Here is a 16910-nt window from a genome sequence, read left to right as displayed (position 1 = left end):
ACGCAACGAGGCGCGCGGCGTGATGAGTTTTGTGACGAGGTCTTTGCGGGCGGCCGAGCCCGGAATGGTGCTGCTGTTTCGGCGGGCTCGTCGCCGCCAATGTCGCCGCATGGGTCTGGGCTTTTGCGGCGTTTGGCGACCGGCCCGCGGTGATGGCGACCGTGCTGCTCGCCTGGGTGTTCGGCCTGCGTCACGCCGTCGATGCCGACCACATCGCGGCCATCGACAACGTCGTGCGCAAGCTGATGCAGGCGGGCGATACACCGCGCAGCGTCGGCCTCTATTTCGCGCTCGGACATTCCAGCGTGGTCGTGATTGCGACTATGCTGCTCGCGCTCGGCGTGGTCAGCCTCGGCGGCGACAGTTTACTGAAAGATATCGGCAGCCTGGTCGGCACCTCGGTGTCGGCGTTGTTCCTGCTGGCGATCGCGGCAATCAACCTCGTTATCTTCGCCGGCCTGTGGCGGACATTTCGCGCGGCGCGCGAGCAGGGTGTTCATGACGCCGCCGGGCTCGACGCGCTGCTGGCCCATCGTGGCTTCCTCGCGCGCCTGCTCGGCCCGATGTTCCGCCTGGTGACGAAGCCCTGGCACATGTTTCCGCTCGGCCTCTTGTTCGGTCTCGGCTTCGACACCGCGACCGAGATCGGCCTGCTCAGCATCTCCGCCACAGAGGCTGCGCGCGGCGCGTCGCTCGCCGATATTCTGGTCTTCCCCGCGCTGTTCGCATCAGGCATGGCGCTGGTCGATACCGCGGACTCGGCGCTGATGGTGAGCGCCTATCGCTGGGCCTTCGTCGATCCCATGCGAAAGCTCTGGTACAACCTCACCATCACCGGTGCGTCAGTCGCGGTTGCGTTGTTCATCGGCGGCATCGAGGCGCTTGGCCTTGTCAGCGACCGGCTGGGTCTTTCTGGCGGCGTGTGGGCGCTGGTTGACGCGCTCAACGAGTCGCTTGCGAACGTCGGTTTCGCGGTCATCGCGCTGTTCTTGATCGCCTGGCTGGTTTCAGTCGTGCTCTACCGACGCATGTTCGCGGATGGCCCGCCGCGCGCGGACGTCCTTCGGAGGGCCGATGCGACCGAGGCGGCCTGAGTCCGGCCGTCGTTGTGTCGTTCTCGCGGCGCTCCCAGCCTTCGTCCTTGTCGCGGATGACGCCTTCGCGCAGAGCAGCAGTGCCCCGCGCGAATTGCCGCCCGTCGAGGTCAGCGGCGGCGAGGCGCCGCATCACAAGAAACCGTCCGAGCCGCGCCGCGCCGTCAGACCTGTCGCGGCGAGGCGCCCCGTCGTTGCCCAGCCGTCGCCGGCGCCAGCAGCCGGCTCCTCCAGCGTTGCCTCCGGCGCCAAGGGGCCGCCGAGCATGGCGAGCGAGCTCACAATCTCCGGCGAGGCGCTCAACGCGCGCATCTTCACGCGGCCGGGCGAGGCGCTCGAAGCCGCGCCGGGGCTGATCGTCACCCAGCATTCCGGCGAAGGCAAAGCCAACCAGTATTTTCTGCGCGGCTATAATCTCGATCACGGCACCGATCTCGCCATCACCGTCGACGACGTCCCCGTCAACATGCGCACTCATGCGCATGGCCAGGGCTATGCCGACCTGAACTGGCTGATCCCCGAGACGATCAGCGCGATGGATGTGCGCAAGGGGCCATATTTCGCCGATGAAGGCGATTTCGCCTCGGTCGGCAGCATCCATATCGACCTGATCGACCGCACCGAAAAGGGCCTCGCGCAGGTGACGGTCGGCAGTTTTGGCTATCGCCGCCTGCTCGGCATGGACTCTGCCAAGGTCGGCGACGGTTCACTGCTCGTGGCCGGTGAGATCGGCACCTATAACGGCCCGTGGGTGAATCCAGACGATGTGAAGAAGCTCAACGGCCTCGTTCGCTACAGCCAGGGCACTGCGACCGACGGCGTCTCCGTCACCGGCATGGCCTACGCCAACAAATGGAATTCCACTGACCAGGTGCCGCAGCGCGCGATCACGAGTGGATTTCTCGACCGCTTCGGCTCGGAAGATCCAAGCGACGGGGGCAACACCAATCGCTTCGCGTTGTCGGGCCGTGTCGCGCAGAGCGACGATCTCGGCTCCTGGAAGGCTAACGCCTATGTCGTGAAGAGCCAGCTTGATCTGTTCAACAATTTCACCTACTTCCTGAACGATCCGGTGCTCGGCGACCAGTTTCACCAGCACGACGACCGTCTGATGGCTGGTGCCAACATCTCGCGCACGCTGAACGGTTCGTTTGTAGGGCTGCCGATGCAAACAACGTTCGGCCTGCAATCGCGCTATGATTCGATCGATCTTGCGCTCTCCAACACGTTCCAGCGCAGCTTCCTGTCCAACATCCGAAGCGACAAGGTCGGCGAGGGCAGCGTCGGCATCTATGCCGAGAACACCGTGCGCTGGACCGACTGGCTCCGGACGACGGTCGGCTGGCGCGGCGATTACTACAACGCTGACGTCACCTCACTGTTCAATTCCAACAATTCCGGTCATGTCGATGCCTCGCTCGGCAGCCCGAAATTCAGGATGGTGCTGGGCCCCTTCAACCAGACCGAATTCTTCCTCGGCGCCGGTTATGGCATGCATTCCAACGACGCCCGCGGTGCGACCACGACGGAAGACCCGAACGATCCTACGACAAGACTCTCACCATCGCCGCTTTTGGTGCGCACGCGCGGCGCTGAGGTTGGCGTCCGCACCAGGATCATTCCCGGCCTCGATTCCTCATTCAGCCTCTTCATCCTTGACCAGGATTCCGAAATCCTGTTCTCCGGCGATGCCGGGGATACCGAGGCCACTCGAGCCAGCCGCCGCTACGGCTTTGAGTGGACCAACCATTACCGCCCAAAATCCTGGATCGACATCGACGCCGATCTCGCCATGACGCATGCGCGCTTCCGCGGCTATGATTTCGATCAGGCGGATGTCTATGCCTCGCTGGCCGGCTACCCGGAGGCGCAGATCGGCAACGCGCCCGGCAATTACATTCCGAACGCGCCGCCGATGGTGGCGTCCGCCGGCATCACCCTCGGCGAGAAGACCGGGTGGTTCGGTGGTGTGCGCTGGCGCTATCTGGCGGCGAGCCCGCTGACGGAGGACAATGCGTTTCGCTCGTCGGCGACCAGCGTCTTCAACGGTCGTCTCGGCTACCGTGCCGACAACGGCTGGCGCATCCAGCTCGACGTGCTCAATCTCTTCAACACGCAGGCAAACCAGATCACCTACGCCTATGGTTCGCTGCTCAAGACCGACACGCTCTATAATCTCTGTACCGGCGGTGTCGCGCCGAGCGCGGTCTGCCAGAACGGCGTCATGGACTACGTGCTGCACCCGGTCGAGCCGCTGACGTTTCGCGTTACCGTGGCGGGTGCGTTCTAGCGCTGCGGGCTCCTCTTACCTCTCCCGCTTGCAAAGCGGGAGAGGGCGCGCACCATCTTCGTGGCAGCAATCAGGCCGACGCTGCGCTCGGCATCGGCTCGGTCGGCTGGTCGTCTCCATTGGGATCGCCCGGGGCGGTCGCCCAGGCCAATTCCACCAGCGTCACGAACCTGCGTCCGCCGCCGTCGAGCTGGACGACGATCAGGCCCTGCTCCTCCATATAGCCGAGCAGCCGTTGCGCCCGGCGCAGCGAGTGCGAGCCATAGGCGCGGGCGATCGCGGCATCGCCGGGGCAAGGCCAGCCTTCCTTGGCAGCGCGCGCGATCATCATGAACACGCCCTGCATGTCGTCGGGCAGGATCGAGGCGCGCAGCGTCACTTCCTGCCAGGCGTCGTCCTCGGCGATGTCTGTGCCGAGGCCGGCGCGTGCATGCGTCAGCATGCGGCGGAATTCGCCGAGGTCAGGCACGGCCGCGCCGAGGCCTTCGATGCGGCAGCGGACCACGAACTCCTGATAGAGCACGCCGATGGCGCGGAAGCCGGCATCGGGCGCGGCCATCACGGCGTGCAACGTCCGATCCACGCGCGCGCGCCGTTCTGCGAGCTCCTCGGCGCTGACCGGCACTTCGACCACTTCGGGGCCGACCTCGGGCGCCGCCGCCTTCGCCGCGCGGAGCTGCTCGAGCAGGTCCGGTGCAGGCCGGCGCTGCGGACGGCTGGCATCGGGCGGCGGCGCGGCCAGGATCACGGCACGGGCATCCTCCAGCGCCGCTTCCGGCATCGGCATCAGCCGCGGCGTCGAATTGCGCGGGGAGGTCGCGGTCGGCCCGATGTTCAGCCGCAGCGGACGGCGCGACAGCGCAGGTCCGAGCGCCATGAATTGCCCGCGTTCGAGATCGCGAAAGGCTTCCGCCTGCCGCCGCTCCATGCCGAGCAGATCGGCGGCGCGCGCCATGTCGATGTCGAGGAAGGTGCGGCCCATCAGGAAGTTCGAGGCTTCCGCCGCGACGTTCTTGGCGAGCTTTGCCAAACGTTGCGTCGCGATGATGCCGGCGAGCCCGCGCTTGCGGCCGCGGCACATCAGATTGGTCATGGCGCCGAGCGAGAGTTTTCGCGCTTCGTCCGAGACTTCGCCAGCGACGGCCGGCGCAAACAGCTGCGCCTCGTCGACCACCACCAGCATCGGGTACCAATGGTCGCGCTCCACGTCGAACAGACCGCCGAGGAAGGCGGCCGCGCGCCGCATCTGGTTCTCGGCATCCAGCCCTTCGAGATTGAGCACCGTGGAGACCCGATGCAGCCGTGCGCGCTCGCCCGCGACCTGAAGGCCGCGCTCGGTGTGATCCTCGGCCTCGATCACGAGATGGCCGAAGCGCTCGGCCAGCGTGACGAAATCGCCTTCTGGGTCGATGATGGCCTGTTGCACCCAGGGCGCGCTCTGCTCGAGCAGGCGCCGCAACAGATGCGACTTGCCGGAGCCGGAATTGCCCTGCACCAGGAGGCGGGTCGCCAGGAGTTCCTCGAGGTCCATGGCCGCCGCGGCGCCCGCCGTGGTCAACCCCATCTCGATCGCAACCGTCATCCCGACTCAGGCCCTTCCATTCGCGGACTGGGGCTTATCAATCGGATCGGGATGCGTCGAGCGAAACCCGGCAAATCACGCCGCGTTGCCCACGGTGGATTTCAGTCGAGATTCGAAAGCCGTAGAGGTGCGGGCCGGGATGAGCGACTATCTCTGCTGTCAAGTTGCATTGGTGTAAGCGGTACGCGCATCGCGAGCTTTGGCGTTGAGACGGACGAGAAGCTTGCGGGCGAGCGCCATGCGAATGACCATTTTTTCCTTTCCGGCGGCGACCAGCCTGTCGCGGAAGTCGGCGAGGCTTTTGTCGTAGCGGGCGCGGTGGCCGCGACGAGGAAGAGGATGGAGCGGACACCCTCGCGGCCCCCGCGGGTGGGGCGTTTGCCCTTTCGCTTACCGCTGTCATTTGCGATCGGGGCGAGGCCGGTAAGCTTGGCGATGGCCTTGTTCGACAGGATGCCGATCTCCGGCAACTCGGCGTGCAGCCGAGCGACGGTCCGTCCTGCAACGCCTTTCACCTCGCGCCAGGTCTCGGCGCGCTTTGCCCACCCTACGGCACTGCGCCGCATCGCTCGCACCTCCAGCGACAACCGGATCGCGGTTGCGCTGGGATGACGGAGCCAACAATACGTCCGCTCAAGCCGCGCGCGGCTGCCTCAACTCTGGCTTGCGACGCGCGCGCGATCGAGATGCTCCTCGATCTTGGGGCGGTCACGGGTGCGCTCGAAGCTGGTGCAGAGCAGCTCCGTCTCCTCGAGCGAGACGGGCGCGCGATACAGCCGGCACATGAACTCGGCGGTGGCGCGTCCCTTGCCCGTGCCGGGGCTGCGCTCGGCCAGGAACATGCAATCGCGGCAGACGCTGGCATCGAGCCGTTGATGGGCTGCATCGAGATGATTGAGAACCTCGCGCAGCGAGTCGCGCAGCCGGAGACGCTCGTCGGTCTCGAGCGCCCTGACGGCATTGACGACGTGATTGATCGGATCGTGCTGGCTCAGGCATTTCTCGCCCTGCGCGGTGACGTGGAGCACGACGGAACGCTTGTCTTCCTGCGACGGTTTCCGCACCAGGAAGGATTTGCTCTCCAGCGTCTTCACGATCTGCGATGCGGTCGCTCTGGTCGCGCCAATGAAGCCGGCGAGCGCGGATGGTGTGCGCGAGAAGCGATTGGCGCGGCCGAGAAAGCGCAGCGCCATCCATTCCCGATCGCGTAACCCGTGTTGATTGCCTTCGAAATACCAGGCTCTGGCCGCCTGAACCAGCAGCTCGACTGCTTCGCGTGCCAACGGCATAAAATTCCTACCTCGCCCCGGGAATCGCGTGTGCGGCGCCCCGAAGCCGCTTTCCACCATGGTGCACGAATGTCTCGCGGGAATCCTGATGCCCGCCAATGTCCGATACGTGCGTCGTGCCGGGCTTCAGCGCGAAGCCCTGGACTGCACGGCACATGACTTGGACTGATGAGCGTCGCAGGATACTGCGCGAGAAACGCTGCTGCCGATGGCATGCCAACCGCAGATTCGTCGAACGCAAGCCCGAGCTGCCGTCACTGCCGGACGATGGATCGGAGTTGTACAACCGAAGCCCCTGAGTTCAAGTCACACGCAGACGTTTCTTATGTTCGACCGAAACGATGAATGAGCTTCTCAACAAAATCAAGTAGAGACACTCGTGGAGATCGGATGTCGTTGCAGACGAATGTAACGTTCAAGACAATCTCGCTCTTCAGGACACATGATGGTGAACGCATGCGCAGTCTAGCCGGCTAGATGCACATAGTTCTACGCCCGTTTGATTGCACGGATATTGCTGTCCGTCGTTGATGCAAGATGATCGATGCTTGTGCATGACAGGCACTGTGCGCCACGAAAATCATCCACAACTTCCGCGATCTGCTTCCGGAATCGCCATGACGGCATCAGGGGAACTCGTTGGGATTGCACGTGGCGGTTGCTATGGTGCTATACCCTGAGTATCATCCGCGTGTCGTTTTCCACGACCATGCTGATCGTCACATCCAAATGGTTGAGATTCGCGCGGCGAACATTGCTGGCGAACAAGCGCCTATGCAGTTTGTGCCACGACATGCGCGCATCGAGGGCAAGATGCGAGGGCGCGGGTCGCGCACCCGGCTAACGGCCTGCGCCGCTAGTCGCCCTTGAGCATGTCCCTGAGCTCGCGGAACGGATCGGCGCTCGGCGCAGCAGAGACGTCTTGTCGCATGGCGTTGTAGATTCGCGGAACCATGTCGACCGCCTGGTCGAGCCCCGAATCACGTCCCGATTGGTATCCGCCCATCAGGCGAAGGTCGCGGGTGTCCTCGTATTTGGCGATCAGGGTGCGCAATTTGCTCACCAATTCGCGCTCCTCGGGGTCCCAGACGTTGTGGGCGAGGCGGGAAACCGAGGCCAGCACGTCGACGGCGGGATAGCGCGCCTGGTCGGCAATGTGCCTGGAGAGCACGATGTGCCCGTCTAATGTGCTGCGGATGGTGTCTGCGATCGGCTCGTTATGGTCGTCGCCGTCGACCAGCACGGAGAAGATGCCAGTGATGGTTCCGGAGCCCTCCTCGCCGGGGCCAGCGCGCTCGAGCAGGCGCGGCAGGTCGGTGAAGACCGTCGGGGCATAGCCGCGGGCCACTGCGGGCTCGCCGGCCGCAAGCGCGACCTCGCGGGAAGCATGGGCGAATCGGGTGATCGAATCGACGACGAGCAGCACCGATTCGCCGCGGTCGCGGAAATATTCCGCCACGGCCATTGCCGTCTTCGGCGCCAGCCGCCGCATCATGGGGCTTTCATCGCCGGTCGATACGATGGTGACGGAGCGGTTGCGGTCGTTGCCGAGCACGTCCTCGATGAATTCGCGCACCTCGCGGCCACGCTCGCCGACCAACGCCAGCACTACGGTGTCAAAACCCTGGCTGCGGGCGAGCATCGCGAGCAGCGTCGATTTGCCGACGCCGGAGCCGGCAAAGATGCCGACGCGCTGGCCGGCGCAGATCGGCGCGAACAGGTCGATGACGCGGACGCCGGTGCGCAGCGGCTTGTGGACGCGCGCCCGCTTCATCGCCGGCGGCGCGTCCGTCTCTGCCGAGACCGCACGCGATCCCGGGGTGAGCGGGCCCATTCCGTCCAGCGGCGCACCGAGGGCATTGATGACGCGGCCCTTCCAGCTCGGATCCGGCGCGAACGACAATGCCGGCATGCGGTAGGCGACCGAGCCGAGTCCGCCGGCGAATTGCCGGTCGAACGGCTTTGCGACGATGCCGTCGCTGTCGATCCGCACCACCTCGCCGATCTGGGGCTTACCGCCGGAATTGACACCGATCAGCTCGCCGAGCTTGACGGCGCGCGACAGGCCGGAGACGCGGAAATGCGTCGGGGCGATCTCGGAGATCGCGCCGCCGACGCTTGCCAGCGGCGTACTCTGCTGGAGCTCGAGCAGCGCCCACTCAAGTTGACGAAGAGCGTTCAAGGAAACCGTCCACCCAAATTACGCGCGACGCGCGGCCTACTTACTCGGATCGCCCAGCGTCCGGATTGCGTTGCTGAGCGTGCTCTCGGTACCCTCGATCAGCGAATTGGTGCTGTCGAAAGCGCGCGAGGCCGACATCAGCTTCGTCAATTCCATCATCGGGTTGGCGCTGGAGCCCTCGACATAGCCCTGCTTGAAGCCGTCCCGGCTGAAATCGGCGATGGCGGTCGCGGGACGGTCGGGCGTGACGCCGGAATTGCCGTACCGGTCGAGATCAGCCTCGGCTGGAATGTTGAACAGGCCGATGGTGCCGATCTCGTTGTTGTCCTGGGTGATCGCGCCGCTGCGCGAGATCGAGACCGGCCCGCCGTTCGGGTCGAGCGAGATCTGCGCACCGCCGGAATCGATGACGGGGAAGCCCGATACCGTCTGAAGGTCGCCGTTGGCGGCGATCTGGAGCCGGCCGTCGCGGGTGTAGACCGTGCCGTTGGGGCCGGCGAAGGCGATCCAGCCCTGACCGACCACGGCGACGTCGAGCGGGTTGCCGGTCTCGGTGATGTTGCCGGACTCGCGCGAGATGATGTTCTCGCCGGGCGAGGAGAACGCGACCGGGTTCGCGGCAGCCTTGGACAACACCGTCTCGAACTTCACCACGTCGGTGCGAAAGCCGGACGTGTTGACGTTGGCGACGTTGTTGGCGATCGTCTGGAGGCGCTTTTCGAGCGCGACCTGTGCCGACAATCCCACATAAAGAGCCGATTGCATGGCTTACCTGTTGAACTTGATATTCTGAAGGGTCGTGAGCAAGTCGGTGTCCATGCTGGTCGACGACGCCGACGCTCCGGTGATCAGGACCAGTGCGGGGTTGGTCGAGGTGTCGCTCTGGGCCTGGGTCGCATCCCACATCGCGGCGAAGCGCTGCACGAATTTGGTGACCTTGGTCGGGTCCTGGAAATCGGTGAGATTGATCTTGTCCGTGATCATCTTGGCCTGCATGTCGATGTCGGACGAAGAGATCATCGACGACCAGCCTTCTGCGGTCTGTACCACCTGGGTCAGCGCCTTGTCGGCGAGGATCTGGTAGGGGCTCGTGATCGAGGAGGCCTTGCGCGTGAAGTAGAGCGCGAGCCGCAGACCCTCGTTCTGGTCGCCGGCATCCTGCTCCAAGGTCTGGGTGGCATATTGGCTGGTCGTGCCGGTCGTGGCCGCGGTGCTCTGGGTCGCATTGGCGCCGTTGGCGGCGAAATTGAAGGCGGCGGCGAAGTCCCGGTAGCGGCTGTCGCTCAGCTTGTTGGCGAAGGTGTCAGAGGTCGCGATGCCCTCGGTCAGCACCTTCCGCATGAACGCCTTGGCGTAGATCATGTCGTCGAGGCCGAAGGCCTTCATAGCATAGGAGTAGAGCTTATAGTTGTTCAGGAAATCGTCGATGCTCTTCACGTTACCGATGTTGGCCAGGTAGTAGGCGGTATCGCGGCTGACGTCAGGTTGCTGCTCGATCTGAGTCAGCGACTTGCTCATGTCGGTGGTCAGTCTGGTGTAATCCGCGATCGTGGATAGCATGGCACGCGCCCCTTTGGCCGCTATTGCGACATTGTCTCAAGCTGCCGTGAATTGCTTGCGCGGGGCTGGCCATGCGGAAGCCAGCTTCGCGCAAGCGTCGCCGACTAGGTATTCCCGATGGGATCGGCGATGGAGTGGCGGGTTGCTCAGTTTCGTGGGGATTTTCATCACGGTGGCGGCACTGCTTGGCGGATTTGCCGCCATGGGTGGGCATCTGGCCGTGCTCATGCAGCCGTGGGAATTCGTGATCATCATCGGCACTGCGGTCGGCACCTTCCTCGTGGCCAACCCGTGGAAGACGGTCGTGGACTCCGGGGTGGCCTGCATGCAGGCCATCACCGGCGCGGTGCCGGGTGAGCGCTATTATCTCGATCTGCTCGGAGCGCTCCATGCCCTGATGCGCGAGCTGCGCGGCAAGGGCCGCAACGAGGTCGAGGCGCATATCGACGATCCCTCGTCCTCGGAGATTTTCAAGGCGTTTCCGAGCGTGCTCGGGGACCCGGCGCTGCTCCAGTTCATCTGCGACTATGTCCGCCTCATCATCATGGGTAATGCGCGCACGCACGAGATCGAAGCGCTCATGGATGAGGAGATCCACACCATCGTGAAGAGCAAGCTGACGCCGTACCATGCGCTGGTGACGGTGTCGGAGGCGCTGCCGGCACTCGGTATCGTCGCCGCCGTGCTCGGCGTCATCAAGGCGATGGGCGCGCTCGATCAGTCGCCGAAGCTGCTCGGCGGCTTCATCGGCGCGGCGCTGGTCGGCACCTTCGCCGGCATCTTCCTGTCCTACGGCATCATTTCGCCCTTCGCGCTGAAGATCAAGATGACGCGCGAGAAGAAGTGCCGGCCCTACATCATCGTCAAGCAGACGCTACTGGCGTTCATGAACGGCGCCATGCCGCAGATCGCCGTCGAGCACGGCCGCAAGATGATCGCGAGCGGCGAGCGGCCGTCGATCGACGTCGTCGAGAACGAGACGATCGCAGGTCCCAAGGCCGTCGTGACCGAGGCTGAACCCAAGGCTGCACGCGCATGACGATGGAAGACGTCGAGATCGATCAGCGGAAGCAGCTGCCGAACTACCTGCTGGACGCGGCCGGCATCTCGATCGAACGCATGCCGATGCTCAATGTGATCTTCGATCGCATGGCGGCATCGTGCACGGACAGCCTGCAGCCGATGGCGGGTACACCCTGCTACTTCTCGGTCAACGGCATCACCAGCGATCCTCTCGGCGACATCATCAAGGACTACGAGGGCAACGCGGTCGCCGCCGTGCTCTATGCGGAACAGTGGGACTCCCGCGTCATTATCGTGCTCGACCGCGACTTCGTTTTCACCATGGTGGAGGCGATGTTCGGCTCCGACGGCGCCGAGCCGCCGCTCGACGTCGAGCGTTCGTTCTCGAACATCGAGATCCGCCTGGTCCAGGCGCTGTTCGAGCGGTTCGCCAAAGCGCTACAAGCCGCCTTCGCCGGCACGTCCAACGTCACCTTCCGCGTCGAGCGGGTCGAGACCGCCATGGCGTCGCTGGCGATCGGGCGCAGCAGCAACATGTCGATCTGCGCGAACATCATGGTGCAGGCACTCTATCGCGGCGGCCAGATGTTCCTGATCATTCCGCACTCCGCGCTCAATCCGCTGCGGCAGAAGCTCGCTCACGTCGTCGTCAGCGACGGTCGCGCGGCCGATCCGCGCTGGCGCGAGCAGATGGAGAGCGAGGTTCACCGCACCGAGGTGACGCTGAGCGCAGTGCTCGACGAGAAGATGATAACCCTCGACGACGTCGTGAAGTTCAAGGTCGGACAGGTGCTCGAGCTCGAAGCCACGCCGCGCACGCTGGCGCGGCTCGAGAGCAACAACCAGGTGCTGTTCTGGTGCCAGATCGGCCAGCTTGATGGCTACTACGCCATGCAGGTGGCAGATCCCGTCGATCAGAAGCGGGAGTTCGTCGATGATATCCTATCTCGTTGATGCCGTGTTGCTGATTGCGCTGGCCTTCACCAGCATGCGGGTGACCCGGATGCACCGCGAACTGGCACGGCTGCGCAGCTACCAGGGTGAGTTCTCGACCATCGTCCACGAGACCGCGGGCGCCTTCGATACGGTGATCACGGCGGCGCATGATTCCACGGCAAATCTCGGCCGGCTGGCCAACGTGCTGAGCACGAAGATCGACCAGGCCCACGACGCGATCGCGGCGCTCGATGCGCGGATCGGGCTCGAGCCCGCCGCGACCGCGAGCGGCGCTGAGGCCAACAAGCATTGAGGCCGGGACCGGCTGAACGGATAGTCGGAACGTCGCGGCGCTCCGGGAGCGGAAATACCAAGAGGCGATACCAAATGGCGCAATCCTTCGACTACGAGTCAGCAACCGCATCTGATGATGCCGAGACGTCTCCGCTGGAGCGGCTCGCGGAGATCGCCGCGCGCACCGCGGAGGAGACCGGCAAGTTCGCCAATGTCGATGCCATCCTGCGCATTCCGGTCACCATGCAGGTGGTGCTGGGATCGGCGACCATCCCGGTGGCGAACCTGATGAAGCTCGGCCGCGGCGCCGTGGTTCCGCTGGATCACCGCGTCGGCGAGCCCGTCGACGTCGTGGTCAACGGCCGCGTCGTTGCCCGCGGCGAGGTGGTCGTCGTCGAGGAGGACAATTCGCGCTTCGGTGTCTCGCTGACTGAGATCGTCGGACCTCTGGGGCAGGGTGATTCCTGACCATGGCTGCACAGGTCGGCATCGCTCCCATCAAGCAGCGAGGCGTTGCCACGCTGGGCGGAACGGAAAAGGTCGCGGCACTCCTGCTGGCCATGGGCCGGCAGGCGGCCGCGAGCGTGCTTGCGCAGTTCGAGCCGCAGGACATCCGCATCGTCACCAAGGCCGCGGCTGAGCTGCGGCCGATCACGGCGCAGGAACTCGAGCAGATCGTCGAGGAGTTCGCCCAGCAGTTCTCGATGGGCGCGAACATTCTCGGCACCCTCGGCGGCCTCGAAGCGGTGCTCGGCGACGTGCTTCCCGCCGACCAGGTCTCAGCGATCATGTCGGACCTGCTCGGCAATTCGAGCCGGTCGGTGTGGGACCGCGTCTCGTCGGTCTCGGAAAACTCACTGGCGACCTACCTCTCCAAGGAGCATCCGCAGACCGCGGCGCTGATCCTGTCCAAGGTCAAGCCGTCCTGCGCCGCCAAGGTGATGAGCCAATTGCCGTCGAGCCTCCGCAACGAACTGATGCGGCGCGTGCTTAGCCTCAAGCCGATCGTCGACGACGCGCTGAAGGTCCTCGAGAAGACGCTGCACGAAGATCTGACGCTCAATTTCGCCCGCAACCTCGGCGCCGACACCTACGCCCGCGTCGCCGACATCATCAATAAGATGGAGCGCGGCCACATCGAGGACATGCTCAAGAGCCTGTCCGAGAAGCGGCCGAAATCCGCCGAAGTGTTGAAGGAGCTGCTGTTCACCTTCGACGACGTCATCAACCTGGCACCGAAGGCGCGCACCATGATCTTCGACCAGGTGCCGACCGATCGTATCGTCGTCGCGCTGAAGGGCACCGACAAGCACTTCCGCGAGCTGATCCTGTCCGCGGTCGCCTCGCGCGTCCGCCGCGTCGTCGAGCACGAACTCGCGATCGGCGAGCCGTCGAACCAGCGCGACGTGCTGGAGGCGCGCCGCGTCATCACCGACCTCGCCCTCGACCTCGCCGAGAAGGGCGAAATCGAGCTCAATCCCGACCAGGAGGATGAGCTGGTCTTCCGCTGACCGCTGAGCAGGCATGGCAGAGTCATCCGATCAGGAGAGCAGAACAGAAGAGCCGACCGAGAAGAAAGTCCGCGATGCGCTCGAGCAGGGCAATATTCCGGTCTCTCGGGAGGCATCCATGTTCGCGACCATGGCGGCGCTGATGGTGATCCAGGCGTTCCTGATCGGTCAAGGCGTGCAGCGACTGACACCGACCTTGAAGAGCTTTATCGACGAACCCGACGGCTTCCCGCTCAGCACCTCGGCGGACGCACTGAATCTTCTCACCGTGGTGGGTCTCGAGGCACTGCGATTCCTGGTGCCGCTGGTCGTAATCATTGCGGTGTTCGGGCTTGCCGCGTCGCTGCTGCAAAACGCGCCGCGGCTGGTGCTGCAGCGCGTCCTGCCCGACTTCTCCCGAATCTCGCCGACCAGCGGCTGGAGCCGCATTTTCGGAGCGCAGGGCCTCGTCGAGTTCGCCAAGTCGATGTTCAAGCTCGCCTCGGTGAGCGTCGTCGTCTGCTTCGTGCTGCGATCGTCGGAGGCAAGGGCGTTCGAGGCGATGTACACCGATCCTGTCGCGTTGCCGGAGATGATCCTCACCATCGCGATGCGGATCGTGTCGGCGATCTGCATTGCGACGATCGTTCTGGTCGCGATCGATCTCGCCTGGGCGCGCTTCCGCTGGCGGCGTGAGCTGCGCATGACCAAGCAGGAGATCAAGGACGAGCACAAGCAGTCCGAGGGCGATCCGCTGATCAAGGCGCGTCTGCGCTCGCTCGCGCGCGACCGCTCGCGCCAACGCATGATCGCCTCCGTGCCGCGCGCGACACTGGTGATCGCGAACCCGACGCACTTTGCGATCGCATTGCGCTACAACCGCGACGAAAACCCGGCGCCGCTCGTGGTGGCCAAAGGCATGGACGTGATCGCGCTGAAGATCCGCGAGGCCGCCGAGCAGAACAAGATCCCGGTGATCGAGAACAAGGCTCTCGCGCGCGCACTTTACGAGGCGGTGCAGGTTGATCAGGTCATCCCTGCCGAATTCTTCCGCCCGGTTGCCGAGATCATCTACTTCCTCCAGTCGAAGCAAACGCCGCGGCCCGAGAAGGTTCAGTAGATTTACGAGGATGGTGATTCGCCCAACAGCTTGACGAAAGCTTAACGCCCTAGGGTTCTCTCCAATGAATCATAATGGGGCTGTCGTGGGACCGCTTTATCTCTTCGAACTCGCATCGTCGCAGGCACGCTGGCTCGAGCTTCGTCAGTCGACCATCGCCACCAACGTCGCGAACGCCAACACGCCGGGTTTCAAGGCGCGCGACGTCGAGCCGTTCAACAAGGTGCTCGACGGAATGCCGGTCAGGCTTGCGACGACATCGCCCACGCATATGCAGCTTTCTCCGGCCGAAACCGATACACGGGCAACCGCGAAGAAGGATAGCTGGGATGTCGTCCACTCCGGCAACTCGGTCAGCCTCGAGCAGGAAATGATCAAGGGCAGCGACGTCAATCGCGACTATTCGATGAACTCGGCGATCGTGCGTTCGTTCAATCGCATGATCCTGACCAGCGCGAAGACCTGAGGTGAACCGACATGCTTGACGCTCTATCGGCTTCATTGACGGTCGCGAGCTCCGGGCTCGAAGCGCAGTCGACCCGCATGCGCGTCGTCTCGGAAAACCTCGCGAATGCGAGCTCGACCGGGCGCACCGCCGGCGCGGATCCGTATCAGCGCAAGACCATCACTTTCGATGCCGCGATGGATCGCGCTTCGGGCTCGCAGCTGGCGAAGGTCAAGGAGATCGGGGTCGACACCACGCCCTATCGCGTCGAGTACGATCCGGGACATCCCGCGGCCGACAAGGCCGGCTACGTCAAGATGCCCAACGTCAACATGATGATTGAGATGGCGGACATGCGGGAAGTTAACCGGTCCTATGAAGCCAATCTCCAGGTGGTGAAGCAAGTGAGATCGATGCTCGGCATGACCATCGATCTTTTGAGGAGCTGAAAATGCTAGAAGCGATTTCATCCACTGCGATCACCGCGGGGCAGGCGGCGGCGTCCCGCATCACCGAAACGCAGGCCATTGCGCCCAGCGCGACGTCCCCGGTTCAGGCCGGCGACGACGTTGGCTTCGATTCGGTGATGAAGCAGGTGACCACGGACGCGATCGGTACGCTGAAGGCCAGCGAGAGCGCGTCGATCTCGGCGATGCAGGGCAAGGAATCGACGCGGAAAGTCGTCGAAGCGCTGATGTCGGCCGAGCAGGCCTTGCAGACCGCGGTCGCCGTCCGCGACAAGGTCGTGCAGGCCTACCAAGAAGTCGTTCGTATGTCGATTTGATCTGAAGGAATGATTCTGTGAAATCGCTTGCCATCGCGGCCACGGGCATGAATGCCCAGCAGACCAATATCGAAGTCATCGCAAACAACATCGCCAACATCAACACGACGTCGTTCAAGCGTGCACGTGCGGAATTCACCGATCTGTTCTACCAGATGGACCGCATGCAGGGTGTTGCGAACGTCAACGGCGCCTCGCCGATCCCCGAAGGCGCCAATCTCGGCCTCGGCGTCAAGTCGGCCGCGATCCGCAAGCTGCACATCCAGGGAGCGCTGACGCAGACCGGCAATCCTTATGACCTCGCGATCAACGGTCGCGGCTGGTTTCAGGTGCTCGGCCCGAACAACGAGGTGCAGTACACCCGCGCGGGCTCGTTCAACACCAACGCCACCGGCCAATTGGTAACGATGGACGGATACCTGCTGGATCCCAACATCACGGTGCCGCAAGGAACGGTGCAGGTCACTGTCAACCAGACCGGCCAAGTGTTCGCCAAGCTGGACACGGAAGTCAATCCGCGGCAGATCGGCCAGCTCAACCTTGCCAATTTCGCCAACGAAGCGGGCCTCGAACCGCTAGGCAGCAATCTCTATCGCGAGACCACGGCATCAGGCGCGCCGGTCGTTGGTCTCCCCGGCGATGCCGGCTACGGCAAGATCAACCAGCAATATCTCGAGGCCTCGAATGTGGATCCCGTCAAGGAGATCACCGAGTTGATCTCGGCACAGCGCGCTTACGAGATGAATGCCAAGGTCATCCAGGCGTCGGATGAGATGGCGCAGACGGTATCGAAGAATCTCAGTCGCTAGTTCCGGTGTGTC

Annotated in this window: 16 protein-coding genes and 2 pseudogenes; 12 read left to right on the top strand and 6 right to left on the bottom strand. The window is 64.0% G+C overall.

The genetic code is table 11. The features are described 5' to 3' along the window. Positions 1-22 precede the first annotated feature (22 nt). Both V1280_RS21020 and V1280_RS21015 read left to right on the top strand, forming a co-directional pair. A pseudogene (locus V1280_RS21020) lies at positions 23-1094 on the top strand (HoxN/HupN/NixA family nickel/cobalt transporter). Next, entirely contained in the window at positions 1075-3384 is a 2310-nt protein-coding gene (locus V1280_RS21015) for a TonB-dependent receptor (protein ID WP_334528228.1), read from the top strand. Before V1280_RS21020 ends, V1280_RS21015 begins: the two are co-directional and overlap by 20 nt. Before the next feature lie 70 nt (positions 3385-3454). On the opposite strand, the gene V1280_RS21010 is transcribed toward V1280_RS21015, so the two are convergent. The 6 genes and pseudogenes from V1280_RS21010 to V1280_RS20985 form a co-directional block, all read right to left on the bottom strand. Then, on the bottom strand, positions 3455-4966 hold the full coding sequence (locus tag V1280_RS21010) for an ATP-binding protein (protein WP_334528225.1): 1512 nt from the start codon (positions 4964-4966) through the stop codon (positions 3455-3457). A 159-nt stretch (positions 4967-5125) separates the two neighbouring features. Beyond that, a pseudogene (locus tag V1280_RS21005) lies at positions 5126-5487 on the bottom strand (transposase); the annotation flags it as partial. Between the two features lie 132 nt (positions 5488-5619). Then, on the bottom strand, positions 5620-6255 hold the full coding sequence (locus V1280_RS21000; protein ID WP_334528222.1) for a MarR family winged helix-turn-helix transcriptional regulator: 636 nt from the start codon (positions 6253-6255) through the stop codon (positions 5620-5622). An 856-nt stretch (positions 6256-7111) separates the two neighbouring features. After that, positions 7112-8437, bottom strand: a complete 1326-nt coding sequence (fliI, locus tag V1280_RS20995; RefSeq protein WP_334528220.1) for a flagellar protein export ATPase FliI — start codon at positions 8435-8437, stop codon at positions 7112-7114. A 36-nt stretch (positions 8438-8473) separates the two neighbouring features. Continuing rightward, entirely contained in the window at positions 8474-9202 is a 729-nt protein-coding gene (flgF, locus tag V1280_RS20990) for a flagellar basal-body rod protein FlgF (protein WP_334528218.1), read from the bottom strand. A gap of 3 nt (positions 9203-9205) precedes the next feature. Beyond that, positions 9206-9997, bottom strand: a complete 792-nt coding sequence (locus tag V1280_RS20985; protein ID WP_334528216.1) for a DUF1217 domain-containing protein — start codon at positions 9995-9997, stop codon at positions 9206-9208. A 142-nt stretch (positions 9998-10139) separates the two neighbouring features. Between V1280_RS20985 and motA the strand changes: the two genes are divergently transcribed. The 10 genes from motA to flgG all read left to right on the top strand — a co-directional run bounded on the left by motA (position 10140) and on the right by flgG (position 16898). Then, a complete protein-coding gene (motA, locus tag V1280_RS20980; protein ID WP_187436891.1) occupies positions 10140-11036 on the top strand; it encodes a flagellar motor stator protein MotA in 897 nt (298 codons plus the stop codon). Further along, positions 11033-11974: a flagellar motor switch protein FliM gene (locus V1280_RS20975; RefSeq protein ID WP_334528211.1), complete on the top strand. Its 942-nt coding sequence runs from the start codon at positions 11033-11035 to the stop codon at positions 11972-11974. Before motA ends, V1280_RS20975 begins: the two co-directional genes overlap by 4 nt. Beyond that, on the top strand, positions 11955-12269 hold the full coding sequence (locus tag V1280_RS20970; protein ID WP_148772967.1) for a hypothetical protein: 315 nt from the start codon (positions 11955-11957) through the stop codon (positions 12267-12269). Before V1280_RS20975 ends, V1280_RS20970 begins: the two co-directional genes overlap by 20 nt. Before the next feature lie 74 nt (positions 12270-12343). After that, positions 12344-12718, top strand: coding sequence for a flagellar motor switch protein FliN (fliN, locus tag V1280_RS20965; protein ID WP_027535981.1), 375 nt, complete (start codon positions 12344-12346; stop codon positions 12716-12718). 2 nt (positions 12719-12720) lie between these two features. Further along, positions 12721-13761, top strand: coding sequence for a flagellar motor switch protein FliG (locus V1280_RS20960; protein ID WP_148772966.1), 1041 nt, complete (start codon positions 12721-12723; stop codon positions 13759-13761). 13 nt (positions 13762-13774) lie between these two features. After that, positions 13775-14860: a flagellar biosynthesis protein FlhB gene (gene flhB, locus V1280_RS20955; RefSeq protein ID WP_334528201.1), complete on the top strand. Its 1086-nt coding sequence runs from the start codon at positions 13775-13777 to the stop codon at positions 14858-14860. Between the two features lie 64 nt (positions 14861-14924). Beyond that, the gene (gene flgB, locus V1280_RS20950; protein WP_035973106.1) at positions 14925-15326 is read left to right on the top strand and encodes a flagellar basal body rod protein FlgB; all 402 of its coding nucleotides are present in this window, start codon (positions 14925-14927) and stop codon (positions 15324-15326) included. Between the two features lie 11 nt (positions 15327-15337). Next, positions 15338-15754, top strand: coding sequence for a flagellar basal body rod protein FlgC (flgC, locus tag V1280_RS20945; RefSeq protein WP_148772964.1), 417 nt, complete (start codon positions 15338-15340; stop codon positions 15752-15754). Positions 15755-15756: 2 nt separating this feature from the next. Beyond that, positions 15757-16089, top strand: coding sequence for a flagellar hook-basal body complex protein FliE (locus tag V1280_RS20940; RefSeq protein ID WP_334528195.1), 333 nt, complete (start codon positions 15757-15759; stop codon positions 16087-16089). 17 nt (positions 16090-16106) lie between these two features. After that, positions 16107-16898 carry a flagellar basal-body rod protein FlgG gene (gene flgG, locus V1280_RS20935; protein ID WP_254133688.1) on the top strand — a complete coding sequence of 264 codons (792 nt, stop codon included), beginning with the start codon at positions 16107-16109 and terminating at the stop codon, positions 16896-16898. The last annotated feature ends 12 nt before the right edge of the window (positions 16899-16910 follow it).

The organism is Bradyrhizobium sp. AZCC 2230 (assembly GCF_036924495.1).
Lineage (GTDB): Bacteria > Pseudomonadota > Alphaproteobacteria > Rhizobiales > Xanthobacteraceae > Bradyrhizobium > Bradyrhizobium rifense.
Note: the sequence above shows the minus strand (reverse complement) of the source record. Positions and strands in the feature narration are given on the sequence as shown.